This window comes from Streptomyces sp. NPDC088254 (assembly GCF_044740925.1).
In the GTDB taxonomy this organism is placed as follows: Bacteria; Actinomycetota; Actinomycetes; order Streptomycetales; family Streptomycetaceae; genus Streptomyces.
In genome coordinates, this window is record NZ_JBIURQ010000010.1 from 177,157 (window position 1) to 202,473 (window position 25,317).

General features: G+C 71.4%; 23 protein-coding genes. 7 read left to right on the forward strand and 16 right to left on the reverse strand.

Going from position 1 to position 25,317, the window contains the following annotated elements; all coding sequences use genetic code 11:
* Positions 1-204: 204 nt before the first annotated feature.
* On the reverse strand, positions 205-1,911 hold the full coding sequence (locus ACIOC0_RS27810) for a glycerol-3-phosphate dehydrogenase/oxidase (protein WP_402158463.1): 1,707 nt from the start codon (positions 1,909-1,911) through the stop codon (positions 205-207).
* 301 nt (positions 1,912-2,212) lie between these two features.
* On the opposite strand from ACIOC0_RS27810, the gene ACIOC0_RS27815 reads away from it, so the two are divergent.
* Positions 2,213-3,421: a nucleotide sugar dehydrogenase gene (locus ACIOC0_RS27815; protein WP_351095381.1), complete on the forward strand. Its 1,209-nt coding sequence runs from the start codon at positions 2,213-2,215 to the stop codon at positions 3,419-3,421.
* Positions 3,422-3,538: 117 nt separating this feature from the next.
* Here the strand turns inward: ACIOC0_RS27815 and ACIOC0_RS27820 are convergent, their stop codons facing one another.
* From ACIOC0_RS27820 to ACIOC0_RS27835, 4 genes are all read right to left on the reverse strand, one after another.
* A complete protein-coding gene (locus ACIOC0_RS27820) occupies positions 3,539-4,663 on the reverse strand; it encodes a GuaB3 family IMP dehydrogenase-related protein (protein ID WP_402158466.1) in 1,125 nt (374 codons plus the stop codon).
* Positions 4,664-4,800: 137 nt separating this feature from the next.
* On the reverse strand, positions 4,801-6,303 hold the full coding sequence (gene guaB / locus ACIOC0_RS27825) for an IMP dehydrogenase (RefSeq protein WP_402158468.1): 1,503 nt from the start codon (positions 6,301-6,303) through the stop codon (positions 4,801-4,803).
* 162 nt (positions 6,304-6,465) lie between these two features.
* Positions 6,466-7,059, reverse strand: coding sequence for a sigma-70 family RNA polymerase sigma factor (locus ACIOC0_RS27830; RefSeq protein ID WP_130441149.1), 594 nt, complete (start codon positions 7,057-7,059; stop codon positions 6,466-6,468).
* Positions 7,060-7,680: 621 nt separating this feature from the next.
* On the reverse strand, positions 7,681-8,292 hold the full coding sequence (locus ACIOC0_RS27835; protein ID WP_003948568.1) for a response regulator transcription factor: 612 nt from the start codon (positions 8,290-8,292) through the stop codon (positions 7,681-7,683).
* A gap of 379 nt (positions 8,293-8,671) precedes the next feature.
* On the opposite strand from ACIOC0_RS27835, the gene ACIOC0_RS27840 reads away from it, so the two are divergent.
* Complete coding sequence (locus tag ACIOC0_RS27840; protein WP_130441147.1) at positions 8,672-8,998, forward strand: WhiB family transcriptional regulator; 327 nt, start codon at positions 8,672-8,674, stop codon at positions 8,996-8,998.
* 257 nt (positions 8,999-9,255) lie between these two features.
* On the opposite strand, the gene ACIOC0_RS27845 is transcribed toward ACIOC0_RS27840, so the two are convergent.
* Complete coding sequence (locus ACIOC0_RS27845) at positions 9,256-10,155, reverse strand: LysR family transcriptional regulator (protein ID WP_402158471.1); 900 nt, start codon at positions 10,153-10,155, stop codon at positions 9,256-9,258.
* Between the two features lie 124 nt (positions 10,156-10,279).
* Here ACIOC0_RS27845 and ACIOC0_RS27850 point away from each other — a divergent pair, with 124 nt between their 5' ends.
* Both ACIOC0_RS27850 and ACIOC0_RS27855 read left to right on the forward strand, forming a co-directional pair.
* Positions 10,280-11,053, forward strand: coding sequence for an SDR family oxidoreductase (locus ACIOC0_RS27850; RefSeq protein WP_130441143.1), 774 nt, complete (start codon positions 10,280-10,282; stop codon positions 11,051-11,053).
* Between the two features lie 84 nt (positions 11,054-11,137).
* Positions 11,138-11,827: an ester cyclase gene (locus ACIOC0_RS27855; protein ID WP_402158473.1), complete on the forward strand. Its 690-nt coding sequence runs from the start codon at positions 11,138-11,140 to the stop codon at positions 11,825-11,827.
* Between the two features lie 69 nt (positions 11,828-11,896).
* Here ACIOC0_RS27855 and ACIOC0_RS27860 read toward each other — a convergent pair whose 3' ends face one another.
* Positions 11,897-12,751, reverse strand: a complete 855-nt coding sequence (locus ACIOC0_RS27860; RefSeq protein ID WP_402158475.1) for a hypothetical protein — start codon at positions 12,749-12,751, stop codon at positions 11,897-11,899.
* Complete coding sequence (locus ACIOC0_RS27865) at positions 12,748-13,122, reverse strand: hypothetical protein (RefSeq protein WP_402158477.1); 375 nt, start codon at positions 13,120-13,122, stop codon at positions 12,748-12,750. The genes ACIOC0_RS27860 and ACIOC0_RS27865 overlap by 4 nt, the downstream gene beginning before the upstream one ends.
* 285 nt (positions 13,123-13,407) lie before the next feature.
* Between ACIOC0_RS27865 and ACIOC0_RS27870 the strand changes: the two genes are divergently transcribed.
* Complete coding sequence (locus ACIOC0_RS27870; protein ID WP_402158479.1) at positions 13,408-14,436, forward strand: hypothetical protein; 1,029 nt, start codon at positions 13,408-13,410, stop codon at positions 14,434-14,436.
* Here the strand turns inward: ACIOC0_RS27870 and ACIOC0_RS27875 are convergent.
* A complete protein-coding gene (locus ACIOC0_RS27875) occupies positions 14,417-15,658 on the reverse strand; it encodes a PP2C family protein-serine/threonine phosphatase (protein WP_402158480.1) in 1,242 nt (413 codons plus the stop codon). The genes ACIOC0_RS27870 and ACIOC0_RS27875 overlap by 20 nt on opposite strands.
* A 92-nt stretch (positions 15,659-15,750) precedes the next feature.
* Positions 15,751-16,710 (reverse strand): alpha/beta hydrolase family protein, encoded by a 960-nt coding sequence (locus tag ACIOC0_RS27880; protein ID WP_402158482.1) that lies wholly within the window; start codon positions 16,708-16,710, stop codon positions 15,751-15,753.
* Between the two features lie 160 nt (positions 16,711-16,870).
* On the opposite strand from ACIOC0_RS27880, the gene ACIOC0_RS27885 reads away from it, so the two are divergent.
* A complete protein-coding gene (locus tag ACIOC0_RS27885; RefSeq protein WP_402158484.1) occupies positions 16,871-17,458 on the forward strand; it encodes a TetR/AcrR family transcriptional regulator in 588 nt (195 codons plus the stop codon).
* A gap of 139 nt (positions 17,459-17,597) precedes the next feature.
* Here the strand turns inward: ACIOC0_RS27885 and groL are convergent, their stop codons facing one another.
* From groL to ACIOC0_RS27905, 4 genes are all read right to left on the reverse strand, one after another.
* Complete coding sequence (groL, locus tag ACIOC0_RS27890; RefSeq protein WP_402158485.1) at positions 17,598-19,223, reverse strand: chaperonin GroEL; 1,626 nt, start codon at positions 19,221-19,223, stop codon at positions 17,598-17,600.
* 144 nt (positions 19,224-19,367) lie between these two features.
* On the reverse strand, positions 19,368-19,676 hold the full coding sequence (groES, locus tag ACIOC0_RS27895) for a co-chaperone GroES (RefSeq protein ID WP_020132158.1): 309 nt from the start codon (positions 19,674-19,676) through the stop codon (positions 19,368-19,370).
* A gap of 352 nt (positions 19,677-20,028) precedes the next feature.
* Complete coding sequence (locus ACIOC0_RS27900) at positions 20,029-20,811, reverse strand: polysaccharide deacetylase family protein (RefSeq protein ID WP_402158488.1); 783 nt, start codon at positions 20,809-20,811, stop codon at positions 20,029-20,031.
* Complete coding sequence (locus ACIOC0_RS27905; protein WP_402158490.1) at positions 20,808-21,734, reverse strand: polysaccharide deacetylase family protein; 927 nt, start codon at positions 21,732-21,734, stop codon at positions 20,808-20,810. The genes ACIOC0_RS27900 and ACIOC0_RS27905 overlap by 4 nt, the downstream gene beginning before the upstream one ends.
* Before the next feature lie 90 nt (positions 21,735-21,824).
* On the opposite strand from ACIOC0_RS27905, the gene ACIOC0_RS27910 reads away from it, so the two are divergent.
* A complete protein-coding gene (locus tag ACIOC0_RS27910; RefSeq protein ID WP_402158492.1) occupies positions 21,825-23,015 on the forward strand; it encodes an SAM-dependent methyltransferase in 1,191 nt (396 codons plus the stop codon).
* Positions 23,016-23,046: 31 nt separating this feature from the next.
* Here ACIOC0_RS27910 and ACIOC0_RS27915 read toward each other — a convergent pair whose 3' ends face one another.
* On the reverse strand, positions 23,047-24,108 hold the full coding sequence (locus ACIOC0_RS27915) for an LCP family protein (protein WP_402158494.1): 1,062 nt from the start codon (positions 24,106-24,108) through the stop codon (positions 23,047-23,049).
* Positions 24,109-24,214: 106 nt separating this feature from the next.
* On the reverse strand, positions 24,215-25,294 hold the full coding sequence (locus tag ACIOC0_RS27920; RefSeq protein ID WP_402158496.1) for a LacI family DNA-binding transcriptional regulator: 1,080 nt from the start codon (positions 25,292-25,294) through the stop codon (positions 24,215-24,217).
* Between the last annotated feature and the right edge of the window lie 23 nt (positions 25,295-25,317).

Sequence of the window (25,317 nt, forward strand, 5' to 3'; positions counted from 1 at the left end):
GGCCCCGCCCGCAGCCGAGTTACGGACGGCGGCAGCACTCCGCAGGAGGCGCGCATTGTCGCCGGCCGGCCGGCCGGTTGTGGCCGATCGCGCAGTTCCCCGCGCCCCTTGAGCAGGTGCACTGCACGTACCGCAGAGGCGCGGGGAACTGCGGGACAAGCCACGACGCACCCGCGGGCCGGCGCAGATCCGAGGCCGGGCGGGTCACAGCGGGACGATGTCCGGCGCCCCTAGCCGTGTCGCGTCCGCCGTCAGGTCGTCGGGCTGGCGCTGGGACTCCCGCTCGGCCTCCACCCGCTTCTCGTAGTGCTGGACCTCGCGCTCGATCTGGTCCTTGTCCCAGCCGAGGACGGGCGCCATCAGTTCGGCCGCCTCCCGCGCGCTGCGCGTGCCCCGGTCGAAGGTCTCTATGGAGATGCGGGTGCGCCGGGTCAGCACGTCGTCGAGGTGCCGCGCGCCCTCGTGGGAGGCGGCGTAGACGATCTCGGCGCGCAGGTAGTCGTCGGCGAACTGGAGCGGTTCGCCCAGCGACGGGTCGTTCGCGATGAGGTCGAGGAGTTCCCCGGCCATCGAGCCGTACCGGTTGAGGAGGTGTTCGATCCGCACCACGTGCAGCCCGGTCCGGGCGGCCGTGCGCGCCCGCGCGTTCCACAGTGCCTGGTAGCCCTCCGCGCCGAGCAGTGGCACCTCCTCGGTGACGCAGTCGGCGACCCGCAGGTCCAGCCCGTGCACCGCGGCGTCGACGGCGTCCTTGGCCATCACCCGGTACGTCGTGTACTTGCCGCCGGCCACCACGACCAGGCCGGGCACGGAGTGAGCGACGATGTGCTCGCGCGACAGCTTGCTGGTGGCGTCGGACTCGCCCGCGAGGAGGGGGCGCAGACCGGCGTAGACGCCCTCGACGTCGTCGCGGGTGAGGGGGACCGCGAGGGCGGCGTTGACGTGTTCCAGCAGGTAGTCGATGTCGGCGCTGGAGGCGGCCGGGTGGGCCTTGTCCAGGTCCCAGCCGGTGTCGGTGGTGCCGACGATCCAGTGCCGGCCCCAGGGGATGACGAACAGGACCGACTTCTCGGTGCGCAGGATCAGCCCGGTGGTGGAGTGGATGCGGTCCCGGGGGACGACGAGGTGGATGCCCTTGGAGGCGCGGACGTGGAACTGTCCGCGCTCGCCCACCATCGCCTGGGTGTCGTCGGTCCACACACCGGTGGCGTTGACGACCTGTCGGGCGCGCACCTCGTACTCGCCGCCGCCCTCGACGTCCTGCACGCGCGCGCCGACGACCCGTTCGCCCTCGCGCAGGAAGCCGGTCACCCGCGCCCGGTTGGCCGTCTGCGCGCCGTACGCCGCCGCGGTGCGCACCAGGGTGGCGACGAAGCGGGCGTCGTCCGTCTGGGCGTCGTAGTACTGAAGCGCGCCGACCAGGGCGTCCTTCTTCAGGGCGGGGGCGACGCGCAGGGCGTGACGGCGGGTCAGGTGCCGGTGCATGGGCAGGCCCCTGCCGTGGCCGCGGGCCATGGACATGGCGTCGTAGAGGGCCACGCCCGAACCGGCGTAGAGCCGCTCCCAGCCCTTGTGCTGGAGCGGGTAGAGGAACGGCACGGGCTTGACCAGGTGGGGCGCGAGCCTCTCCAGCAGCAGGCCGCGCTCCTTGAGCGCCTCGCGGACGAGGGCGAAGTCGAGCATCTCCAGGTAGCGCAGACCGCCGTGGATCAGCTTGCTGGAACGGCTGGAGGTGCCCGACGCCCAGTCCCGCGCCTCGACCAGGCCGGTCGACAGTCCGCGGGTGACGGCGTCGAGCGCGGTGCCCGCGCCGACCACTCCGCCTCCCACGACCAGCACGTCCAGCTCGCCCTCGGCCATGGCCGCCAGTGACCGCGCTCGCTGCGCCGGTCCCAGTGTCGCTGTCCTCACCGCTGCCTCCCGCTGTCGCCTCGCGTGGGCCGCGCCGTCAGGGCGAGGCCGCGTCGCTTGTCCCCATGCCCAGATTCTGGCTGGATCGTCCGACTTCGGCCACCACGCACCCCCAGCCTGTGGACAACCCTCACGTGACCGTCGCCGAGTGCCCGAAAACTCGGGAAACACCACCGAACACAGCCGACCAATCCCGCATATCGGTCATATTTACTCCTAGTGTGACATTGAGTTCGCTCGTCCTGTCCACAGGGCTTGCGTACCTGTCCCGCTTCGGTTATTGGGAAGGACGGCTCACGCCATGCCCGCAGATCTCGCCGTGATCGGACTCGGACCGCTCGGCCTGCCCCTGGCCCAGGCCGCCGTGGCCGCCGGCATCCCCACGCTCGGCTACCGCACCGGTCCCGAGGCGGGCTCCCTCAGCCCCGCCGAACTGCGCCGGATGCTCTCGGGGGGCTTCCGGCCCGCGACCGACCCCGCGCTGCTCGGCCGGGTGCGCACCGCCGTCATCTGCGCCCCCACCCCGCGCGACGCGGACGGCGGGCTCGACCTGAGCCAGGTCGAAGCGGCCGCCCGCACCCTCGCCGGGCATCTGCGCCCGCACACCACCGTGATCCTGGAGTCACCCGTCTACCCGGGGACGACGGAGGAGTTCCTGCGGCCGCTGCTGGAGGAGACGTCCGGTCTGCGCGCGGGCCGCGACTTCCACCTCGCGTACTCCCCGAGCCGCGTCGACCCAGGCCGCCGGGACTTCACCCCCGTCAACACCCCCAAGGTCATCGGCGGCCTCACCCCGGCCTGCACCGAGTCGGCCGCCGCGTTCTACGGCCGCCTCACCGACAAGGTGGTACGCGCGCGTGGGCTGCGCGAGGCGGAGACCGTGCACCTGCTGGAGACCAACTTCCGGCATGTCAACATGGCCCTCGTCAACGAGATGGCCGTCCTGTGCCACGACCTCGGCGTCGACCTCTGGGACGTAGTCCGCTGCGCCGAGACCAAGCCCTTCGGCTTCCACGCCTTCCGCCCCGGCCCCGGCGTCGGCGGCCACTCCGTGCCGCTGAACCGCACCGGGCACCTCGGCAGCCCCCTGCGGATGGTGGAGCTGGCCGAGCAGGTCAACAGCCGCATGCCCCGCTACGTCGTCCAGCGCGCCGCCGCCCTCCTCAACGAGCACGGCAAGTCCGCCCGCGGCGCGCGCGTCCTGCTCCTCGGCGTCACCTACAAGCCCGACCTCGCCGACCGGCAGAACACCCCCGCGCGCGAGATCGCGATCCGCCTGACGGAGCTGGGCGCCGCGGTCAGCTACCACGACCCGCACGTCCCGTCCTGGAGCGTCCTCGACCGCCCGGTCCCCCGCGCCGAGTCCCTCTACGAAGCAGCCGCCGACGCCGACCTCACGATCCTGCTCCAGCAACACCGCGTGTACGACCTCCAGGGCCTCTCGGTGAAGGCACAACTGCTCCTGGACACCAGAGGAGCCACCCCGACGGGGGCGGCGCACCGGTTGTGAAGGGGGGGCGCCCAGCGCGCCCCGGGTTCGACCCGTACTCCGCCCCCGCGAGCGGGCATGCGAAAGGGGCCGGCCGTTCACCTGGGTGAGCCGGCCGGCCCCTTCGAGGGTTCCGGGTCAGCGGCGGTGGACCGAGTCCGCGACCGTGACCTCCACGCGCTGGAACTCCTTCAGTTCGCTGTAGCCGGTGGTGGCCATGGCGCGGCGGAGGGCGCCGAAGAAGTTCATCGAGCCGTCCGGGGTGTGCGACGGGCCGGTGAGGACCTCCTCGAGGGTGCCGACCGTGCCGAGGTCGACCTTCTTGCCGCGCGGCAGCTCCTCGTTGACGGCCTCCATGCCCCAGTGGTGGCCCCGGCCCGGCGCGTCGGTCGCCCGGGCCAGCGGGGAGCCCATCATCACCGAGTCCGCGCCGCAGGCGATCGCCTTGGGCAGGTCGCCGGACCAGCCGACGCCGCCGTCGGCGATCACGTGCACGTACCGGCCGCCGGACTCGTCCATGTAGTCGCGGCGCGCCGCGGCGACGTCGGCCACCGCCGTGGCCATCGGGACCTGGATGCCGAGCACGTTGCGCGTGGTGTGCGCCGCGCCGCCGCCGAAGCCGACCAGCACGCCGGCCGCGCCGGTGCGCATCAGGTGCAGGGCCGCGGTGTAGGTGGCGCAGCCGCCGACGATCACCGGGACGTCGAGCTCGTAGATGAACTGCTTCAGGTTCAGCGGCTCGTGCGAGCCGGAGACGTGCTCCGCCGAGACCGTCGTACCGCGGATGACGAAGATGTCCACGCCCGCGTCCACGACGGCCTTGGAGAACTGGGCGGTGCGCTGCGGGGAGAGCGCCGCGGCGGTGACCACGCCCGAGTCGCGCACCTCCTTGATGCGCTGCCCGATCAGCTCCTCCTTGATGGGGGCCGCGTAGATCTCCTGCAGACGCCGGGTGGCCGCCTCGACGGGCAGCTCGACGATCTCGTCCAGCAGCGGCTGCGGGTCCTCGTGCCGCGTCCACAGGCCTTCGAGGTTGAGCACGCCGAGCCCGCCGAGCTCACCGATGCGGATCGCGGTGGCCGGGGAGACGACCGAGTCCATGGGGGCGGCCAGGAACGGCAGCTCGAAGCGGTAGGCGTCGATCTGCCAGGCGATCGAGACCTCCTTCGGGTCCCGCGTACGGCGGCTGGGGACGACGGCGATGTCGTCGAAGGCGTACGCCCGGCGGCCGCGCTTGCCGCGCCCGATCTCGATCTCAGTCACGTCTGTGGCCTTTCCCTGATGCGTTTCAGCGTCTTCCAGTATCGCCGACGGGCCCGGCGGGCACACCGAGGGCGGCCCCGGAACGAGCGAAGGCGGCCCCGGGGGATTCCGGGGCCGCCCTGGCGGAAGCCCTGCGTCTACTTGGTGCTGTAGTTCGGCGCCTCGACCGTCATCTGGATGTCGTGCGGGTGGCTCTCCTTCAGGCCCGCCGAGGTGATCCGGACGAAGCGTCCCTTACTCTCCATCTCCCCGATGGTGGCCGCGCCCACGTACCCCATCGTCTGGCGGAGACCGCCGACGAGCTGGTGCAGCACGTTGGCGAGCGGGCCGCGGTAGGGCACCTGGCCCTCGATGCCCTCGGGCACGAGCTTGTCGTCGGAGCCGACCTCGGCCTGGAAGTAGCGGTCCTTGGAGTAGGACCTGGCCTGGCCGCGGGACTGCATCGCGCCGAGCGAGCCCATGCCGCGGTACGACTTGAACTGCTTGCCGTTGATGAACTGCAGCTCACCCGGCGACTCCTCGCAGCCGGCGAGGAGGCTGCCCAGCATCACCGTGTCGGCGCCGGCGGCGAGCGCCTTGCCGATGTCGCCGGAGTACTGCAGGCCGCCGTCGCCGATCAGCGGGATGCCGGCCGGGCGGGCCGCGAGGGAGGCCTCGTAGATGGCGGTGACCTGCGGGACGCCGATGCCGGCGACGACACGCGTGGTGCAGATCGAGCCGGGGCCGACGCCGACCTTGATGCCGTCGACACCGGCGTCGATGAGGGCCTGCGCGCCGTCACGGGTGGCGACGTTGCCGCCGATCACGTCGACGCCGACGCTCGACTTGATCTTGGACATCCAGCTGAGGGCGTTGCTGTTGTGGCCGTGCGAGGTGTCGACGACCAGGAAGTCCACACCGGCCTCGGCCAGCGCCTGGGCGCGCTCCAGCGCCTCGGGGCTCGCGCCGACGGCCGCACCGACGAGCAGCCGGCCCTCGGCGTCCTTGGCGGCGTTGGGGTACTGCTCGGCCTTGACGAAGTCCTTGACCGTGATCAGGCCCTTGAGGACGCCCGCGTCGTCGACCAGCGGAAGCTTCTCGATCTTGTGGCGGCGCAGCAGCTCCATGGCGTCGCCGCCGGAGATGCCGACCTTGCCGGTGACCAGCGGCATCGGCGTCATGACCTCGCGCACCTGGCGCGTGCGGTCCGACTCGAAGGCCATGTCGCGGTTGGTGACGATGCCGAGCAGCTTGCCGGCCGGGTCGGTGACCGGGACGCCGCTGATGCGGAACTTGGCGCACAGGGCGTCGGCCTCGGCGAGCGTGGCCTCGGGGTGCACCGTGATCGGGTCGGTGACCATGCCGGACTCGGACCGCTTGACCAGGTCGACCTGGTTGACCTGGTCCTCCACGGACAGGTTGCGGTGCAGCACGCCGACGCCGCCCTGACGGGCCATGGCGATCGCCATGCGGGACTCGGTGACCTTGTCCATCGCCGCGGAGAGCAGCGGGATGTTCACCCGGACGTTGCGGGAGATGCGGGACGAGGTGTCGACCGCGTTGGGGAGCACCTCGGACGCTCCCGGCAGCAGCAGCACGTCGTCGTAGGTCAGCCCGAGGGTCGCGAATTTGTCGGGCACTCCGTCGACGTTGGCAGTCATGACACCTTCCCCAAATGGCCTTGATCGGTGCGGATGTCCATGCTAACGGGAAGCGCGCTTCACTCATTCCACGGTTCGGAGGACTCCCGGCTTCGTATGTTCGTACGGCACCGGCCCCGGGCCCGTTCAGTGGGGGCCGCCGCAGGGGGCCGCTGGTCCGGACTACTGCTCGGCGAGGGCGCGCAGTCTGCTGAGCGCCCGGTGCTGCGCGACGCGGACCGCGCCGGGTGACATTCCCAACATCTGACCGGTCTCCTCCGCCGTGAGGCCCACCGCGATGCGCAGCAGGAGCAGCTCCCGCTGGTTCTCGGGCAGGTTGGCCAGCAGTTTCTTCGCCCATTCGGCGTCGCTGCTCAGCAGGGCCCGCTCCTCGGGCCCCAGGGAGTCGTCTGGGCGTTCCGGCATCTCGTCCGACGGGACCGCCGTCGAGCCGGGATGGCGCATCGCCGCGCGCTGGAGGTCGGCGACCTTGTGGGCGGCGATGGCGAAGACGAAGGCCTCGAAAGGACGGCCGGTGTCCTTGTAGCGCGGCAGGGCGAGCAGGACGGCGACGCAGACTTCCTGCGCGAGGTCCTCCACGAAGTGCCGCGCGTCCCCGGGGAGCCGGGACAGCCGGGTGCGGCAGTAGCGCAGGGCGAGGGGGTGGACGTGGGCGAGCAGGTCATGGGTGGCCTGTTCGTCGCCGTCGACGGCGCGGTGCACGAGGCCGCCGATCGCCCCCTGGGCGTGGGCACGGACCGCCTCGTCATCGCGCATCGGTCCATGGTGCCCTGCGGCCGGGCCGGCCGCCGCGCCGTGCCCGTCGTTGTGCACCGAAGCGTTATGAGCAGGTGCGCCGGAACTCATCCCCTGCGCCCTCCCCTTCCGCTCGACCGACTCGTCCCCGAGGAACTCCACACCTCAAGGATGCGGCATCCGCCGGGAAACGAGCAGCGGGCGGTCCGGCGGGACCCGGCGCCGCCACCGGCCGGCGGCCGGCGTACGGGTACTCTCCGCGCGCTCGCGATCCCGCGCGAGCAGGGCCCGTCCCGCATACCCCGCTCCCCTCCGCCGACGTCGGCTCACTCCGTCCCCGTCCGGCAGACCGCGTCTGTGACGAAGTACGCGCACGCGACGGATTCCACTCATACGACGAGTAGTGCGCCGAGGTCGTACGACGGTGTACCCCGGGCCGCCGTCGGCCGCGCCGTGGCTCTCGCCTCACCCGTGACGTTTTCCACACGCACGGCGCACGCGGCGACTCCCGTCACTCGCGTGTCGCTGCGCGCCCGTCACGGAGAGTGGCCGGAACGGGATGCCGAGAGGGCCGGAGCCCTCCCTCGACCGGAACGCATGTTCGTCCCGGTGTTCGGTGTGTTCGACTCGGCGGACCGGTCCTCAGCGGACCAGTCCCCAGCGGAATCCGAGCGCCACGGCGTGCGCGCGGTCCGAGGCGCCGAGCTTCTTGAACAGCCGGCGGGCGTGGGTCTTCACGGTGTCCTCGGAGAGGAACAGCTCCCGGCCGATCTCCGCGTTGGAGCGGCCGTGGCTCATGCCCTCCAGCACCTGGATCTCGCGGGCGGTGAGCGTGGGGGCCGCGCCCATCTCGGCCGAGCGCAGCCGGCGCGGAGCGAGCCGCCAGGTCGGGTCGGCGAGGGCCTGGGTCACGGTCGCCCGCAGTTCGGCGCGCGAGGCGTCCTTGTGCAGGTAGCCGCGGGCGCCGGCGGCCACCGCGAGGGCGACTCCGTCGAGGTCCTCCGCGACGGTCAGCATGATGATGCGCGCGCCGGGGTCGGCGGACAAAAGCCGCCGGACGGTCTCGACGCCGCCCAGCCCGGGCATGCGTACGTCCATCAGAATCAGGTCCGAGCGGTCGGCGCCCCAGCGGCGGAGCACTTCCTCGCCGTTGGCCGCCGTCGTCACGCGCTCGACGCCGGGCACGGTCGCGACCGCGCGGCGGAGCGCCTCTCGGGCAAGCGGGGAGTCGTCGCAGACGAGGACGGAAGTCATGGCCGCCCTCCGCAGCTGATGCGCGTCACCTTGTGCCTCCAGGCTGGTACGAATCGTCACCTGTGCGGTCGACCGTCTCGGACGCCTGCCCGAGCGTTTGTGTTTTCAACCGCCTCCGCACTCTCAACGATGGTCACTCGAAAGAGTTACGGGGCTGCGTGCAGTCTTCGGCACTCTACGTGAGGGGACGGACACGCGGGAGGCAGCCGCGCGGACCCTCGGTCTTTCATCACGAGCGATGCCCCGATTAGCCCCATTTCTTCCCATTTACTGGTGTCTGAGGCTAGATTCGCAATGAGTCATATTTTCATCTCCTTAGATCGTAGTTGTACGGTCGTTGGCACCGTATCCGCTCGAAACGGCTACAAGGGGTCACGCAATGGCAGATTTCTCCCGCCTTCCCGGACCGAACGCGGACCTGTGGGACTGGCAGCTCCTGGCCGCCTGCCGCGGGGTGGACAGTTCGCTCTTCTTCCATCCGGAAGGTGAGCGCGGGGCGGCGCGGAGCGCTCGCGAGAACTCGGCCAAGGAGGTCTGCATGAGGTGCCCGGTCCGCGCACAGTGCGCGGCGCACGCGCTGGCGGTGCGAGAGCCGTACGGCGTGTGGGGCGGGTTGACCGAGGACGAACGCGAGGAGCTCATGGGCCGGGCGCGCCATCGCCTGGTATCGGCGTCGACCGGCGGGGAGACACCGCCGGACGACTGAAGGAACGCGGATCAGGACAACTGAAGGAACGTTTCTGCACAGAGGTCGGCACAAGATCTGCATCAAGGTCGGCACAGAGGTTCTGAACAAAGATCTGCACAAAGGTCTACAAAGGGATGGGGCACGCACACGTGTGCCCTTGTGTCATGTGCGCGCCCTCTCAGCGCGCCCCCGGTTCTTGCACGCGCCCCTCTCGGCGCGCCCCGGTTCTTGCACGCGCCCCTCTCAGCGCGCCCCGGTTCTTGCACGCGCCCCTCTCAGCGCGCCGCCGCCCGCTCCAGCTGGTCCAGGGTCGCCGCCACCGCCGGCACCGGCGCCAGGTCGGGCAGGGTCAGCGCGACGATCTCCCGCCGCACCGCCGGCTCCAGCGTCACTGCCCGCGCCCCACGGGGTCGTACGGACTCGATCGCGAGCTGAGGCAGGACGGCGACGCCGAGCCCCGCGCCCACCAGACCGGCGACCGCCGGATAGTCGTCGGTGGCGAAGTCGATCCGGGGCGTGAAACCCGCCTCCGCGCACACCTCCACCAGCTGGCCGCGACAGCGCGGGCAGCCCGCGATCCAGGCTTCCCGGGCCAGTTCGCCTATGGCGACGGACTCCGCACGCGCGAGGGGATGCCGTTCAGGGACGAGGGCGACGAGCCGGTCCGTCAGCAGGGGACGTACGACCAGGTCGGTCCACTCCTGTGCACAGCCCGTCGCGCTCTCGTAGCGGAAGGCGAGCGCGATGTCGCAGTCGCCGGCGCGCAGCTTGTCCACCGAGGCGGGCGGTTCCGCCTCCTCCAGGGAGACGCGGGTGCCGGGATGGGCGGCGCGCAGCGCGGCGAGAGCGGTGGGCACGAGGGTGGAGCTGCCGCTGGGGAAGGAGACGAGCCGCACCCGCCCGGCGCGCAGTCCGGCGATCGCGGCGACCTCCTCCTCGGCGGCGGTCAGCCCGGAGAGGATCCCGGCCGCGTGCCGTACGAGGGCCTCGCCCGCCTGGGTCAGCCGCATCTCGCGCCCGCTGCGCACGAGCAGGGGCGTGCCGACGGACGCCTCCAGCGCCTTCATCTGCTGGCTGACGGCCGGCTGGGTGCAGCCGAGCTCGCGCCCGGCCGCCGAGAAGGAGCCGGTGGCGGCGACGGCGCGCAGCACACGGAGATGACGGGCCTCGATCATCCTTCGAGCATAAGCGGCCCTTGGGATCATCGGTCGATCATGCGTCGGGGCTTTGACGGCGACCGTCGGTTCCGAGTGGGTGAGGGGAACGGTCGCGCGCGTTTCCGGTCACTAATCTTGCGGCATGACTACGGCTCTGATCACAGGTTCGACCGCGGGCATCGGTGCCGCGTTCGCGCGGCGGCTGGCGGCGGACGGGCACGACCTGGTCCTCGTCGCCCGGGACACCAAGCGTCTGCGCGAGCAGGCCACCGAGTTGCACGACCGGCACGGCATCGAGGCGGAGGTGCTGACCGCCGACCTCGCCGAGGACGCGGGCATCGAGGCGGTGGCCGCCCGGCTCGGCGACCGCAAGAACCCCGTCGACCTGCTGGTCAACAACGCGGGCTTCGGCAACAAGGGCCGCTACCTCGACGTGCCGATGGCCGACGAGCTGAAGATGCTCAAGGTGCACTGCGAGGCGGTGCTGCGGCTGACCTCGGCGGCCACGGCGGCGATGCGGGAGCGGGGGCGCGGAGGTGTCGTCAACGTGGCCTCGGTGGCGGCGTTCCTGCCGCGCGGGACGTACGGGGCGTCGAAGGCGTGGGTCGTGCAGTTCACGCAGGGGGCCGCGAAGGACCTCGCGGGCAGTGGGGTGCGGCTGATGGCGCTGTGCCCGGGCTTCGTGCGCACCGAGTTCCACGAGCGGGCCGGGATGGGCACGGACAACATCCCGGGCTGGATGTGGCTCGACGCGGACAAGCTGGTCGCGGCGGCGCTGCACGACCTGGCGCGCGGGAAGTCCGTGTCGATCCCCGACGCCCGCTACAAGGCGCTGATGGGCCTGGTGAAGGTGACGCCGAGGGGCCTGCTGGGTGGGGTCAGCTCACGGACGGGACGCAAGTACGGGCCGCAGTAGGGCGGTGAGCGGTGGGTGGCGTCGGCGCTCCGGTGGGAAAATGGGCGTGACGGAACCGGACCCAGGGGGGCCGGAGGCTGCGCCATGACGTTCGTACAGCTCATCGACTGCAGGACCAGCCGGTTCGACGAGATGAACCGGTTGCTGGACACATGGGTCGAACAGACCAAGGGGAAGCGGACCGCCACGCACGCGCTGGTCGGCAAGGACCGCTCCGACGATTCGCACTTCATCGAGATCGTGGAGTTCCCGTCGTACGAGGAGGCGATGCGGAACTCGAACCTGCCGGAGACCGGGCGGATCTTCCAGGACATGGTCGCCCTGTGCGAGGAGACGCCGACCTTCACCGACCTGGACGTGGTGCGCGACGAGCAGCTCAACCGCGTGATCGCCCGCGAGTTCTTCGAGGGACTCGGACGGGGCGACATCGACCGGCTCTTCGAGCGCGTCTCGGACGACTACCTCGACCACGACCCGGCCAACGCGCGGGACACGGGCTTGCGGGCCGCCCGCGAGGAGGTCGCGGGCTGGCGGCGGGCCTTCGACTTCTCGATGCGGGTCGACGACCAGCTCTCCGAGGAGGACAAGGTGTGCACCCGCTGGACCTTCACGGGCCGCCACCAAGGCGACTTCGTCGGCATCCCGGCGACCGGCACGGATGTCACCATGACCGGCATGACCTGGCACCGCTTCCGCGGCGGCATGATCTGCGAGGCCTGGTGGCAGTACGACCGGGCGGGGCTGCTGGAACAGCTGGGGGCACTGGGCCGGTAAGCCGCGCACGCGGGGGCCCTGTGCCGCCCGGGCCGGGCGGAACGGGGCCCCGCGCACGCGCGGTCCGGGTCAGCCGCTCCGGACGACGCGCGCCTCGCCGGAAACCGTCACGCTGCCCTCCGGCAGTGCCGCGATGGTTCCGTCGTTGCCGTCCGCCGTCTCCTCCCTCTTGAGGGCGGCGAGTTGGTCCTCACGGAGAAGCTGGACGAACCCGTGACGGACGGAGCCCGGCCTTGCGTTCGCCTTTTGCAGATCCACCGCTATCTGTTGGGACGCGTGCCTCGCGGAGATCTCCTCCTTCAGGTAATAACCGATCTTCGGCGGCTTCCCGGCGTCCATGATGTTGTCCACGCGCACCATGTAGTACAGCTTTTCCCCGGCTTCCGTCTCACAGTTCACGCGTGCCGACAGGTACCCCTGGTTTCTCACCTCCAGGTTCGACGGAGTCAGTTCCACACCGCTCGTGCCGGCGGTTCGGCAGTCGGGGGGCGGGGTCGCTTCGGGCAGCGGGGCCGCTTCGTCCTTGTGTGACAAGGCAGTCGGGGCGGCTGTGCGTGACGAGACGGTGGGGCTCTGCGACGGCTTGTCGGGCTGCGGGTCCGTCAGAGCCGGGGGGACGGCGGCGCGCGGGGTCCGGCTCGGTTCGGGACGGGTGGTCGACGGGACGGTCGGGGCCGCGCCGCCGCGATCCGCGTCGCTGTTCGCCGTCGGCGAGAACACCCAGAGCACTGTGAGAGCCCCGGCCACGGCGGAGAGCGTCCCACCGGTGACGATGAGCGCCAGGCGAAGGCGACGCACGCGGGGCTTCTGGTTGACCTGGATGTGGCTGCCCCTGACGTAGACGAAGTCGCCTCCTGCCGCGTGCCCGTTCCTCGCGTCGACCCGCCTGCCGCGGTTCTCCCCCCTGGAACCGCCGCGGCTCATGTCACCACGTTCTTGTCACCCTGGATCTCGATCATGTCCCCGCCGACCGCCATGCCGTCGCGCGCGGAGATCGATCCACCGGCGGGCGCACGGCCGCGCCTGCCTCTGACCTCGTTCTCCACGCCGGAGAGGCGGGTCGCATTCCCTCCGACCGCCGTGCCGTTGACGGCCCTGACGTTCGTGGGCGCCGACGGCATGAGTTGCCATACCGACACGGCGAGGGCGGCGAGGGAGGCCAGCGCGCCCACGATGCTGGCTATCTGATCGGCCTCGCTCAGGTTTCCGCCGATGGCGAGGGCCGTGAGAGCCACGAGGGCCGCAAGGAAGAGTGCCGACAGGACGAGAAGGAACGCCTTCTTGTAGGCCGTCATGTTCGTATTTATACATCACACGAACTCCGCCCTGTAGATGGCGATTTGAACACCGGGAAGGTGAAAGGCCCGACCTGCGGTCCGGGACCATGTCATGCGTCCACGCAGTCGAGTTGCTCCGTGTGGGTGAACGCAGCGCGAAACGGTCTTCACTCGACGCGTCCGCCCGCAGACGTTGCGTGCGGCACATTCACCGCGAACGCAGCATCCAATGCAAACGGCCCCCGCAGCGGCTGCAACCGCTCACGAGGGCCTGGACCACTAGTGGAAGTAACAGGCTCCACCGTGATTTACCGTCACCATATCGCGCCCCCGCGCGCCTACACCCGGTTCTCGCACGACATCATCCGGCACCCCCGGCTCTCCTCCGACGCCGTGCGTCTCCTCACCTGGCAGCTCTCCCTTCCCCAAGGAGCGCGCGAGCCCCTCTCCCGCACCGCCGAACGCGCCAACATCGGTGCCTGCGCCTTCACCCGGGCCAAGCGGCAGCTCAAGGAGGAAGGATTCGTGCACGAGCGGCGCGTCCAGGGATCCGGCGGCCACTGGGCCACCCAACAGCTGGTCTCCAACGTGCCGTTGAGCGCCGCCGAGGCGGCCAAGCTCCTCGCGCGGATGCCCGTGGCGGGTGCAGCGCCCGACCCCGTGTCACCGCAGGTGACACCGAGTCCCCTGATTCCGGCCGTCGGTGATCCGACTCCCCGGCTCTCCGACGGTCATCCAAAGAAATACCTTGCAGGAAACCCCTCCGACCAACCACCCGAACCCCCGGTCCAGCCGGGCCCCGAGCCGGCTGTCGAGGCTGAACCCGAGACGGACACGCCCCCGGAGATCCTCTCCGCCGCCACCGACCTCGTCACCGGCTTCTCCCGCCTCTCCCCCGCGCTGCGCCACGTCCCCCGGCCGATGCACGCCGAGCTGACCCGACTCACCGCCCGCTGGCTGGAAGCGGGGCATCCGCCCAGCGCGGTCCGCATCCACATCCTGCGGGGCCTGCCCGACGACACCACCCCCGTCCACCGCCCCGGCGGCCTCCTGCGCCACCTCCTCCGCGACGTCCCGCCCGTCACCGAGCCCACGCCGCCGAGGCCCGCGCCGGACCCACTCCCGCCGACGCCGGCCGCAGGCCCACGTCTCTCCGCCCGCCTGACCGGTGCCGTCGAGTGCCAGGGCCCCCACACCCAACCGATGCTCTTCAACCCGACCACCGGAGAAACCCTCTGTCCACGTTGTGTCGCCGGCGGGCACCTGGCCGACGCGCTGGGCAGCGCTCGCCCGGCCGGGGCCACGGTGATCATCAGCCGAGGCGTCTCTTGAGTTCTTGGTCAGTCCGGCCGTACCGGGGCGAGGCTTCCTCTGTGCGAGGCTGAGGGCCGTGCCAGTCCAGGCACAGGACGGTGGCGTCGTCTCTCGGCTGGCGACCGCCGTAGGCGTCGGCCACCGCGCCGACCAGCGTGCGCACGACCTCGCGGGGGTGCTCGGCGGCGGTGTCGCGGATCAGGCCGGGCAGGTCGACGGTGTCCGCCTCGCGTTCCTGCATGCCGTCGGTGTACAGGAAGAGGCGGTCGCCGGGGCGCAGGTCGATGTCCTGCACCCGGTAGGCCCCCTGCCAGGCGACGCCGAAGGGCAGGTTCACAGCCAGGCGCAGCTCCTGGACCGTGCCGTCGCGCAGTCGAAGCGGCCGGGGGTGGCCGGCGTTGACGAGCTGAGCACCGCTGCCGTCCAGGGCGATGCGCACGAGCTGTCCGGTGGCGAAGGTCTTCCGGCCGTGGTCGATGAGTGCCTGATGGGTCTGGCGGGCCTGTTCGGCGAGGTCCTTTCCGGCGCGGCGGGCGCCGCGGGAGGCGTTGACCAGGAGGGTGGCCATGAGCGAGGCGTCGACGTCGTGGCCCATGGCGTCGGTGACCGACAGGTGCAGGGTGTCCTGGTCGAGGGAGTAGTCGTAGGTGTCGCCGGCGATGTCGGAGGCCGGGACCAAGGCGCCGGCGAGGTCGAACTCGGCGGCCTCGCAGGAGGCGGCCGAGGGCAGCAACTGGCGCTGGATCTCCGCGGCCAGACTGACCGTGGTGGTGCGGTTGCCCCAGTGGTAGAGGTCGGTGAAGCGGCGGTCGGTGACGATGATGTACGCCAGCGCGTGCGCGGCCTCCGCAACCCGTGCAAGCACGTCCTCGGTGGCGTCGTCGAGGAAGAGTTCGAGGACGCCGATGGTGTCGCCGCGGTTGGTGACGGGGGCCAGCACCCGCTGCCCGCGCTCGTGTCCGTCGTGCGGCGTCCGCACCGGCTTCTGGGTGCGCAGGACCTCGTCGTAGAGGCTGCTGCCGGCCAGGGGGATGTGTTCGGCGCGGTGCCGCTGTGGCGTGGCGGTGTTTTCGCTGACGCGCAGCAGACGACGGCCGACGACGTCGACGAACAGGAACGACACGTACCGCGCTCCGAAACGCCGGCGCAGGTTGTGCGCCACGACATCCAGCGAGCCGACCGGCGCGGCTTCCTCCGCCGCGGTCAGCACGTCCGCCAATTCCACCCGCTCACGCAACACACCGGCCTCCTCTGAGTTGGAGACTCGTTTTCCCGCCGACCGGACAAACACCCCCACTGCTGCGGCACGTGCCTGGGCTCAGGCTTGCCGGCCTACTTGGATTCGACGCGTCCGACGGGGTCGGAGTCGGCCGCCAGCGCGTCGCACGCCGTCTGCCAGGCGGGGTCCTCGGGGTGGAACGCGCTGCGCAGGTAGGCCCAGGCGAGGTGGGCGAGGGCGGCGACCCGCTCGGGGTTCTCGTCGGTGGTCTCAGCGACGTCGTATCCGGAGACCCCGCCGAGCCCGTGCTCCGCGCCGAACAGGGTGAGCAGGGACTTGGGGCCGGGGGCGAGGGTGTAGGGATCGGTGTGCCAGTCCGGGCCGCTGACCGTCAGGAAGGCGGAGTCGTCCTGGTCGCCGGCGACCACGAGTGCGGGGGTGGTCATCGTGGAGAAGTCGGTGGTCAGGAGGAAGGAGTAGTTCTCGACGGTGAACTCGGTGAGGGCGTCGCCGCCCCGGCCGGGCGCGGCGAGCAGCACGCCCGCCTTGATCCGCGGGTCGGCCAGGTCCACTTCGGTTCCGTCATGGGGATCGGTGAGGCGGGCGCCGAGCAGCAGGCTCGCGGTGTGTCCGCCCATGGAGTGCCCGGCGACGGCGATCCGGCTCCGGTCGAGACGTCCGGCGAGCTGCGGAACTGCTTCCTCGATCGCCTCGAGCTGGTCGAGGACGCGCGTCATGTCCTCGGCCCGGGTACGCCAGTGCGCGGCGGCCCCGGGGGTGTCGGCGTCCAGGCTCAGCGTCCTGGAGTCCAGGTGGGTGGGCTGGATCACGACGAAGCCCCGTTCGGCCCAGAAGTCGGCGAGCGGGGCGTAGCCGTTCAGCGAGGAGAGGTGGTGGGAGAAGCCGAGGCCGTGCGAGAGGAGAACGACCGGCAGCTCGCTCCCGGTCACCGGCGCGGAGACGCGCACCTGGAGGTCCACGGCGCGGCCGGGGGCCGGCAGCACCACCGGGCTGACGGAAAGGACGGGTGTGGGCGAGTGGAGGGGGCGGGCCGTGCAAGCAGGTGCACTCATGAGGAGCATGCCCTTCGATGACACCCGTCGCCTGGCCGCGTACGGCGGCGGCGGGTACGGCGGAGTGCCCGCAGTCAGCTAACCTGAAAGCGGATCGTTGTTCCATTTAAGATACGGAACACTGATCCGTTTCGTCAACGGCCGCCGGAAGGAGAGCGTGGTGCCCGCAGCAGGCCCGGCCGAAGGAGCGTCCGCCCGCAGCAAGCGAGCAGACGCGGTACGCAACCAGCAGACGCTGCTCGACGCCGCGGCGGAGGTGTTCGTGACCTCGGGGATCGACGCACCGATCCGTCAGATCGCGGCCCGGGCGGGTGTCGGGCTGGGGACGGTCTACCGCCACTTCCCCACCCGGGCGGACCTGGTCACCGCCGTCTATCACCATCAGATCGAAGCCTGCGCCGAAGCCGGCCCGAAACTGCTGGCCGACGCCGCCTCCCCGTTCGACGCGCTGCGCCAGTGGGTCGACCTCTTCGCCGACTTCCTGGTCACCAAGCACGGGCTCGCCGACGCCCTCCAGTCCGACAGCGACCGCTTCGCCACGCTGCACACCCACTTCCTCGACCGGCTGATGCCCGTCTGCGCCCAACTGCTCGAAGCCGCCGTCGACGCCGGCGAGATCAGGCCCGGCACACAGCCCTACGAACTGATGCGCGGCATCGGCAACCTCTGCATCGGGCACGACAGCGACCCCCGCTACGACCCTCGAAGGCTGATCGAACTACTCCTCCAAGGGCTGCGACGCCCATGAATCCGGCACCTGCGCCTTGGCAGCACGAAGGCCCGGCGCTCCGTCCGGGGAGGCTGCTGGTCGATGCAGCAGTCTCACCGTTCAGGGGCGCCGGGCCTCACTGCCGATGTCGGTCAGTGCCCGTCAGCGGCGGGGTGCCTCAGTGGGCGTGGCCGTGGCCGTGGCCGGCCGCGGCGGGCTCTTCCTCTTCCTTCTTCTCGACGACCAGGGTCTCGGTCGTCAGGAGGAGGGAGGCGATGGAGGCGGCGTTCTCCAGGGCGGAGCGGGTGACCTTGACCGGGTCGATGACGCCGGCCTTGACCAGGTCGCCGTACTCGCCGGTCGCGGCGTTGAAGCCCTGGCCCTTGTCGAGCTCGGCGACCTTGGAGGTGATGACGTAGCCCTCCAGGCCGGCGTTCTCGGCGATCCAGCGCAGCGGCTCGACGGCGGCCTTGCGGACCACGGCGACGCCGGTCGCCTCGTCGCCGGTCTTGTCGAGGTTGCCCTCGAGGACCTTGACGGCGTGGACGAGCGCGGAACCGCCACCGGAGACGATGCCCTCCTCGACCGCGGCGCGGGTCGCGGAGATGGCGTCCTCCAGGCGGTGCTTCTTCTCCTTCAGCTCCACCTCGGTGGCGGCGCCGACCTTGATCACACACACGCCGCCGGCCAGCTTCGCGAGGCGCTCCTGGAGCTTCTCGCGGTCCCAGTCGGAGTCCGTGTTCTCGATCTCGGCCTTGATCTGGGCGATCCGGCCCTCGACGTCCGCCTTGTTGCCGGCGCCGTCGACGATGGTGGTGTCGTCCTTGGTGACGGTGACGCGGCGGGCGGAGCCGAGCACGTCCAGGCCGACCTGGTCGAGCTTGAGGCCGACCTCCTCGGAGACGACCGTGGCACCGGTGAGGACGGCCATGTCCTGCAGCATCGCCTTGCGACGGTCACCGAAGCCGGGGGCCTTCACGGCGACGGCGTTGAAGGTGCCGCGGATCTTGTTCACGACGAGGGTCGACAGGGCCTCGCCCTCGAGGTCCTCGGCGATGATCAGCAGCGGCTTGGAGGCGTTGGCCTGGATGATCTTCTCCAGCAGCGGCAGCAGGTCCGCGATGGAGGAGATCTTGCCCTGGTTGATGAGGATGTACGGGTCCTCCAGGACGGCCTCCATGCGCTCCTGGTCCGTCACGAAGTACGGCGACAGGTAGCCCTTGTCGAAGGCCATGCCCTCGGTGAAGTCCAGCTCCAGACCGAAGGTGTTGGACTCCTCGACGGTGATGACACCGTCCTTGCCGACCTTGTCCATCGCCTCGGCGATGAGCTCGCCGACCTGCTGGTCCTGGGCGGACAGCGCGGCGACGGCGGCGATGTCCGCCTTCTCGTCGATCGGGCGGGCCGACGCGAGCAGGTCCTCGGAGACGGCCTTGACGGCGGCGTCGATGCCCTTCTTGAGGAGGGCGGGGGACGCGCCGGCGGCCACGTTCTTCAGGCCCTCGCGCACCAGCGCCTGGGCGAGCACGGTGGCGGTGGTCGTGCCGTCACCAGCGATGTCGTTGGTCTTGGTCGCCACCTCCTTCACCAGCTGCGCGCCGAGGTTCTCGTACGGGTCGTCGATCTCCACCTCGCGGGCGATCGTGACACCGTCGTTGGTGATGGTGGGGGCGCCGAACTTCTTGTCGATGACGACGTTGCGGCCCTTGGGGCCGATCGTCACCTTGACCGTGTCGGCCAGCTTGTTGACGCCGCGCTCGAGGGCGCGACGGGCGTCCTCGTCGAACTTCAGGATCTTCGCCATGACAGCGGGAGCCCTCTCGGAGATCTGTGGATGAAGCTTTTGAAAAAACGCACTGCGCCCCGGGCGCCCGGCTTTTTATGTGGTCGCGGGGGCCAGGGGCGCAGCGTCAAGCATCAATGTGCTTCCGGAACTATCCGGGGTGAACTACTTCTCGATGATCGCGAGAACGTCGCGAGCCGAGAGGACGAGGTACTCCTCGCCGTTGTACTTCACCTCGGTGCCGCCGTACTTGCTGTACAGGACGACGTCGCCGACCTTGACGTCGAGCGGCAGGCGCTCGCCGTTCTCGAAGCGGCCCGGGCCCACGGCGAGGACGGCGCCCTCCTGGGGCTTCTCCTTCGCGGTGTCCGGGATGACCAGGCCCGAGGCCGTGGTCTGCTCGGCGTCGAGCGGCTGGACCACGATGCGGTCCTCGAGCGGCTTGATGGCAACCTTGGAGCTGGTGGTCGTCACGATCCGACCTCCCCCTTCGGAGATCTCACGGGGTTAACTGTCTGAGGTGGCGACCAGGTGGATCCGTCGTCGCGGGTGCCGGACCTGCCCGTCGCGTTGTTGGCACTCTCCAGTGGGGAGTGCCAAAGCCGAGACTATGACCGGGGTTAGCACTCGGTCAAGCGGAGTGCCAATGCCTGCGGCGCGTCGGCCGAAATTTCCGCTCGGGTGAGCGTGTTCGGTACCCGGTGCCGGGGGGCGTCGTCGGGGGGCCGCCGCCCCCAGACCCCCGCTTCGGTCCTGTACGTGCCTCGTCCTCAAGCTCCCCCGTAGGGGGGCACCCCCGGACGGGCCGGCTTCAGCCGACCTTGCCTTACAGGTAGTCCTCCAGTTTTCCCACCGTCAGGTGTTGTTGCTGGATCTCGCGCAGCAGGCCCGGGGTTCGGTCGGGGGTCGTGGCGAGGATGTCGCCGGGGTGCAGGCGGTGGGGGTCGGTGGGGGTGCGCCACAGGATGACCGCGGTGATGCCGCAGTCGGCGGCGGCTCGCCGGGTGGTGGTGTCGTACGCGCCGTAGGGCGGGCGGAAGAGGCGGGGGCGCAGGCCGAAGCGGGCGTTGAGCTTGTTCTGCTGGCCGCAGATCTCGGCGCGCTGGCCGGCGTAGGGCAGGCCGCGCAGGGCGGCGTGGTCGAGGGTGTGGTTCTGGAGGTCCGCGCCGACCTCCCGCAGGCGGGCGAAGTGGGCGTAGGCAGGGCCGGCGACACTGTCGGTGACGAACACGCTGACGGGGAGGCGCAGTTCTCGGACCATGTCGACGAAACGGGGGTCGCGTTCGGCGCCGTCGTCGTAGGTGAGGAAGACGACCCTGTCGGAGGTGGCGACGCGGTCGAGGACCGGGGGGAGGGTCCGTCGGGGCGGGGGCTTCGGGTGGGCGGGGGCCGGTGCGGGGGCCAGGGGGGACGGGAGGCCCCAGCGGCGGTACGGCGGCTCGACCGTCGCGGGGGCGGGCGCGGAGCGCGCTCGGGTCGCCGCCGGGCCCGCCGCCGATCCGCCTGCGGGGGCGCAGGCCGTGAGGGCGCAGGCGGCGAGGGCCGCCACGATGAGGGCCGCCGCGCGTGCCGGCGCCGTCGGGGCCGAGGGCCGCCCCCGGCGTGTCACAGGTAGTCCTCCAGGCGGGCCACCGCGTATCCCTCTCCGGTCGCCTTGTTCAGGAAGGTGCGGATCATGTCGGGCATTGTGCCCTTCCAGTCGTCCGGCCCGCGGAAGTGACTCAGGACGATGTCGCCCGGGTGAAGCTCGCGGTCCCACTCGCGGTACTCCCAGTGGTCGACGAACACCTCCTCGTTCCACAGGGGCACATGGGTGACGCCGCAGGACTTCGCGGCGCGCAGGGTGGCCTTGTTGTAGTTGCCGTAGGGCGGGCGGAAGAGGGTCGGGCGGCGGCCGTACTGCTTCTCGACGACGTCCTGCATCCCGCAGATCTCGTGCTTCTGGCGCTGGTAGGACAGGCCCGGCAGGTAGGGGTGGTGGAGGGTGTGGTTGTTGAGGGTCACCCCGTCGTCCTGCATCTTCTTGAAGTAGCCGTAGTCGTCCTTGACGAGGTAGTCGCTGAGGAACGCGGTGTACGGGATCCGCAGCTCGGTCATCATGCGCAGGAACGCCGGGTCCTTCTCCGCGCCGTCGTCGACGGTGAGGAAGACGACCTTGTCGTCGGTGGGGACGGTGGTGAAGACCGGCGGGAGGCCGAGCTCCTCGTGGTCGTCCACCTCGAAGCCCTCGCGGGTGCCGATCCTCGGCTTCCTCGCGGGCGGCGCGGGGGGTGTGAGCGGCACCTTCTGCAGGTCCCAGCGCTCGGCCGCCGCGACCCGCGCCGCGTGGTCGGCGCGCAGTCTGGCCGCGTACGAGTGGAGGGGGCCGGCCTTCGGGCTCTCGTCGGGCTGCTGACCGGGGGCGGGACCGACCGCGCCGCCGCCGCTCTCCGCGCAGCCCGAGACGATCGCGGCCAGGGCGAGGGCCGTGAGACCGCTCTGGTACGCCGTCCACCTCGTCCGGCATTTGTCATTTCGTACGACTGATCCCATGGCGCCGGATCCTCGCAGTCCGGCCCGGAAACCCCCGTCCGACACCGCGGCCGGAGGCGCACGGTCCACCGACTGGCCCACAATGACCCGGTGAACGACCTCGCCCCCCTCCTCACCCCTGAAGGCCGCGCCCTGCTCGACGCCGTGCGTGGCACCGCCCCCGCCGACGAGCTCGCCGTCGCCACCCGGCTGCGGCGCACGCATCCCGCCGCGCTCGTCTCCGCCGCCCTGGGGCAGGAACGGCTGCGGCAGCGGGCGGCGGTGAAGTTCGGGGCCGAGGACGCGGCGCGGATGTTCTTCACGCCCAACGGGGTCGAGCAGTCGACGCGGGCGAGCGTGGCGGCGTACCGGGCGGCGCGGCTGAGGGAGCTGGGCGTGTCCCGCGTCGCCGACCTGTGCAGCGGGATCGGCGGCGACGCGATCGCGCTGGCGCGCGCGGGAATCACGGTGCTCGCCGTGGACCGGGACCCGGTGACGGCGGCGGCGGCCCGGGCGAACGCGGACGCGCTCGGCCTCGCCGGCCTGATCGACGTACGGGAGGCGGACGTGACGGAGGTGGACACGGCCGGGTACGACGCCGTGTTCGTCGACCCCGCCCGGCGGGGCGGCCGGGGGCGGATCTTCGACCCGGAGGCGTACTCGCCGCCCCTGTCCTGGGCCGTGGCGGCGGCGCTCAAGGCGCCGCACGCCGCCCTGAAGGTGGCCCCGGGCATCCCCCACGAGGCCGTGCCCGCCGAGGCCGAGGCCGAGTGGATCTCGGACGGCGGGGACGTGAAGGAGGCGGTGCTGTGGTTCGGGACGGACCCGGGCGCCGTCCGCGCCACGCTGCTGCCCGGCCCGCGCACCCTGCGCGGCGCCGGTCTGCCGAACCCGCCCGTGCGCCCCGTCGGCCGCTACCTCTACGAGCCCGACGGGGCCGTCATCCGCGCACACCTGGTCGCTGACGTCGCCCGGGACCTCGACGGCGGCCTGGTCGACGAGACCATCGCCTACGTCACCGCGGACACCCTGCGGCCGACGCCGTACGCCACCGCGTACGAGATCACCGACCGGCTGCCCTTCAACGTCAAGAAGCTGAAGGCGCTGCTGCGGGAGCGGGAGGTGGGGATCCTGACGGTGAAGAAGCGCGGGTCGGCCGTGGAGCCGGAGGAACTCCGCAAGAAGGTCAGGCCCCAGGGGCCGAACGCGGCGACGGTGTTCCTGACCCGCGTGGCGGGAGCCCCGACGATGCTCGTCGGCCGGCCGGCCGAAGCCCCCACGGCCGACGGACCCCGCCCGTAGCCCCAGGTGCGCATGGGGCGGGGCAGGCGCTTCAGGGGCGGTGCAGGGACTTCCAGAGGTCGCTCGCCTCGGGGTTGCGGGCGATCACCCGGTTGGGGTCCGAGGGGGCCGGGCGCACCGGCATCATCACGGTCGTGACCTGCGCGGCGGACAGGGACTTCAGGCTCCGGGCGAGTTCCGTCAGCTCGGAGAGGGAGTCCAGGCCGGTGTCGGTGGTGAGGCTCCGGGTGGCCGCGTCGGCGACCTCGTACAGGCGGGTGGGGCTGGTGAACAGGTCGGTGGAGGCGATCTGTTCGAGGAGGGCCTTCACCAGCGTCTGCTGGAGGCCGATGCGGCCGAGGTCGCTGCCGTCGCCCATGCCGTGCCGGGTGCGGGCCAGGGCGAGGGCCTGGACGCCGTCGAGGTGGTGGACGCCCGCCGCGAGGGTGAGGTGGCTGTCCTCGTCGTCGATGTCCTCGGTCGTGGTCACCGTGACCCCGCCGAGCGCGTTCACCAGCTTCGCGAACCCCGAGAAGTCGACCTCGACGTAGTGGTCCATGCGCACGCCGGTGAGCGACTCGACGGTCTTCACCGCGCACACCGGACCGCCCACGGAGTACGCGGTGTTGAACATGACGCCGCGCGCCTTCGACGTGGAGCCGCCGGAGGACAGCGGGCAGGACGGCCGGGTCACCAGGGTGTCGCGCGGGATGCTGACGATCGTGGCGCTGCGGCGGCCCGCGTCGACGTGCACGACCATCGCGGTGTCGGAGCGGGCGCCGGTGCTGTCACCGCCGCCGAGTTCCCGGTTCTCCGTGCCGCCGCGCGAGTCGGAGCCCAGGACGAGGATGTTGAGGGGCCCCGCCGGTAACGGGGCGGGGGACGCGGCGCCGTACGGCACGGGGGCGTTCACCGCCCGCGCCGGGCGGTCGTCGCCGAGCGCGGTGTCGATGTCGACGCTCGTGATGTTGCCGTCGAGGTGCCGGTAGGCCGCCCAGCCCGCCGCGGCCGCACCCAGGACCAGCGCGGCGGCGAGGGTGAGGCCGACGGTCTTCAGCGTTCCCGGCCGTCTGCGCCGGCCCGATCCGTGCTCGCTCGCGTCGATTTCCGTCACGCGATGAACGTAAGTCCGAATTATTAAGGGGTTGTTAGGACAACCGACCCAACCCCATTCTGGACCTGTTCCGCGGGAAGGCAGGCGCGGCGAAAGTTTCGACGGGTCAGCCGATTTGCTTCGGTCCCGTCGATCCGCCCGGCGCCGCCGTGCTCGTGCGCACGACCAGACTCGTCGCCAGCTCCACCCGCGTCGCCGCCGGCCCTTCCTGTGCCGAGGACCGCCCCAGCTCCAGCACCAGCCGGGCCGCCGCCTCCGCCATCTCCGTCAGCGGCTGCCGTACGGTCGTCAGCGGCGGCCCCACCAAGGGCGCCACCGGCAGGTCGTCGAAGCCGACGACGCTCAGGTCCTCCGGGATCCTCAGCCCCAGCTCGCGCGCCGCCTCGTACACGCCGAGCGCCTGGAGGTCGTTGCCGGCGAAGACGGCGGTGGGCCGGTCTGGGCGGTCGAGGAGCTCACGGCCGATCCGGTAGCCCGCCTCGTGGTGGAAGTCGCCGGTCCTGATCAGCGCCGGGTCGACCGGCAGCCCGGCCGTCTCCAGGGCGGCCCGGTAGCCGTCGATGCGGGCCCGGCTGCACATCATCTGCGGCGGCCCGCTGATCGCGCCGATCCGCCGGTGCCCCAGCTCCACCAGATGCCGGGTCGCGGCCAGCCCGCCCTGCCAGTTGGTGGCGCCGATCGACGGCACGTCCGCGCCCGGGTCGCCCGCCGGGTCCATCACCACGAACGGGATGGAACGGCTGGTCAGCAGCGCGCGCTGGGACTCGTCGAGCCCGGACAGGACGAGGATCACGCCGTGCGGGCGGCGGGCGGCGACCTGGTCGGCCCAGGTCCGCCCGGGGGTGAGCCGCCCGGCGCTCTCGCTCAGCACCACGCTCAGCCCGGCGTCCCGCGCGACGTTCTCCACACCCCGGATGACCTCCATCGCCCAGGCGCTTTCCAGCTCGTGGAAGACCAGGTCGATCAGGGGCGAGCGGGTCGCCTCGGCACGCCGGCGCCGGTAGCCGTGGGCGCGCAGCAGTTCCTCGACACGGGTGCGGGTCGCGGGGGCGACGTCGGCGCGGCCGTTGAGGACCTTCGAAACAGTCGGGGCGGAGACGCCGGCCTCGCGGGCGATCTCCGCGAGCGTGGCGGTCTGCGTCGCCCGCGCTCCTGTCCGCGTTCCAGCGGGATCCGGGGAAGTCATGGCGGCGATCGTATCCCCGCACC

Excerpts from the sequence above, each read along its gene's own strand:
- ACIOC0_RS27815 (WP_351095381.1), top strand. The coding sequence starts at position 2,213 with ATGCCCGCAGATCTCGCCGTGATCGGACTCGGACCGCTCGGCCTGCCC.
- ACIOC0_RS27830 (WP_130441149.1), bottom strand. The coding sequence starts at position 7,059 with ATGCGCGATGACGAGGCGGTCCGTGCCCACGCCCAGGGGGCGATCGGC.
- ACIOC0_RS27840 (WP_130441147.1), top strand. The coding sequence starts at position 8,672 with ATGGCAGATTTCTCCCGCCTTCCCGGACCGAACGCGGACCTGTGGGAC.
- ACIOC0_RS27860 (WP_402158475.1), bottom strand. The coding sequence starts at position 12,751 with ATGAGCCGCGGCGGTTCCAGGGGGGAGAACCGCGGCAGGCGGGTCGAC.
- ACIOC0_RS27905 (WP_402158490.1), bottom strand. The coding sequence starts at position 21,734 with ATGGGATCAGTCGTACGAAATGACAAATGCCGGACGAGGTGGACGGCG.
- ACIOC0_RS27880 (WP_402158482.1), bottom strand. The coding sequence starts at position 16,710 with ATGAGTGCACCTGCTTGCACGGCCCGCCCCCTCCACTCGCCCACACCC.
- ACIOC0_RS27845 (WP_402158471.1), bottom strand. The coding sequence starts at position 10,155 with ATGATCGAGGCCCGTCATCTCCGTGTGCTGCGCGCCGTCGCCGCCACC.
- guaB (WP_402158468.1), bottom strand. The coding sequence starts at position 6,303 with ATGACTGCCAACGTCGACGGAGTGCCCGACAAATTCGCGACCCTCGGG.
- ACIOC0_RS27835 (WP_003948568.1), bottom strand. The coding sequence starts at position 8,292 with ATGACTTCCGTCCTCGTCTGCGACGACTCCCCGCTTGCCCGAGAGGCG.
- ACIOC0_RS27850 (WP_130441143.1), top strand. The coding sequence starts at position 10,280 with ATGACTACGGCTCTGATCACAGGTTCGACCGCGGGCATCGGTGCCGCG.
- ACIOC0_RS27855 (WP_402158473.1), top strand. The coding sequence starts at position 11,138 with ATGACGTTCGTACAGCTCATCGACTGCAGGACCAGCCGGTTCGACGAG.
- ACIOC0_RS27920 (WP_402158496.1), bottom strand. The coding sequence starts at position 25,294 with ATGACTTCCCCGGATCCCGCTGGAACGCGGACAGGAGCGCGGGCGACG.
- groL (WP_402158485.1), bottom strand. The coding sequence starts at position 19,223 with ATGGCGAAGATCCTGAAGTTCGACGAGGACGCCCGTCGCGCCCTCGAG.
- ACIOC0_RS27865 (WP_402158477.1), bottom strand. The coding sequence starts at position 13,122 with ATGACGGCCTACAAGAAGGCGTTCCTTCTCGTCCTGTCGGCACTCTTC.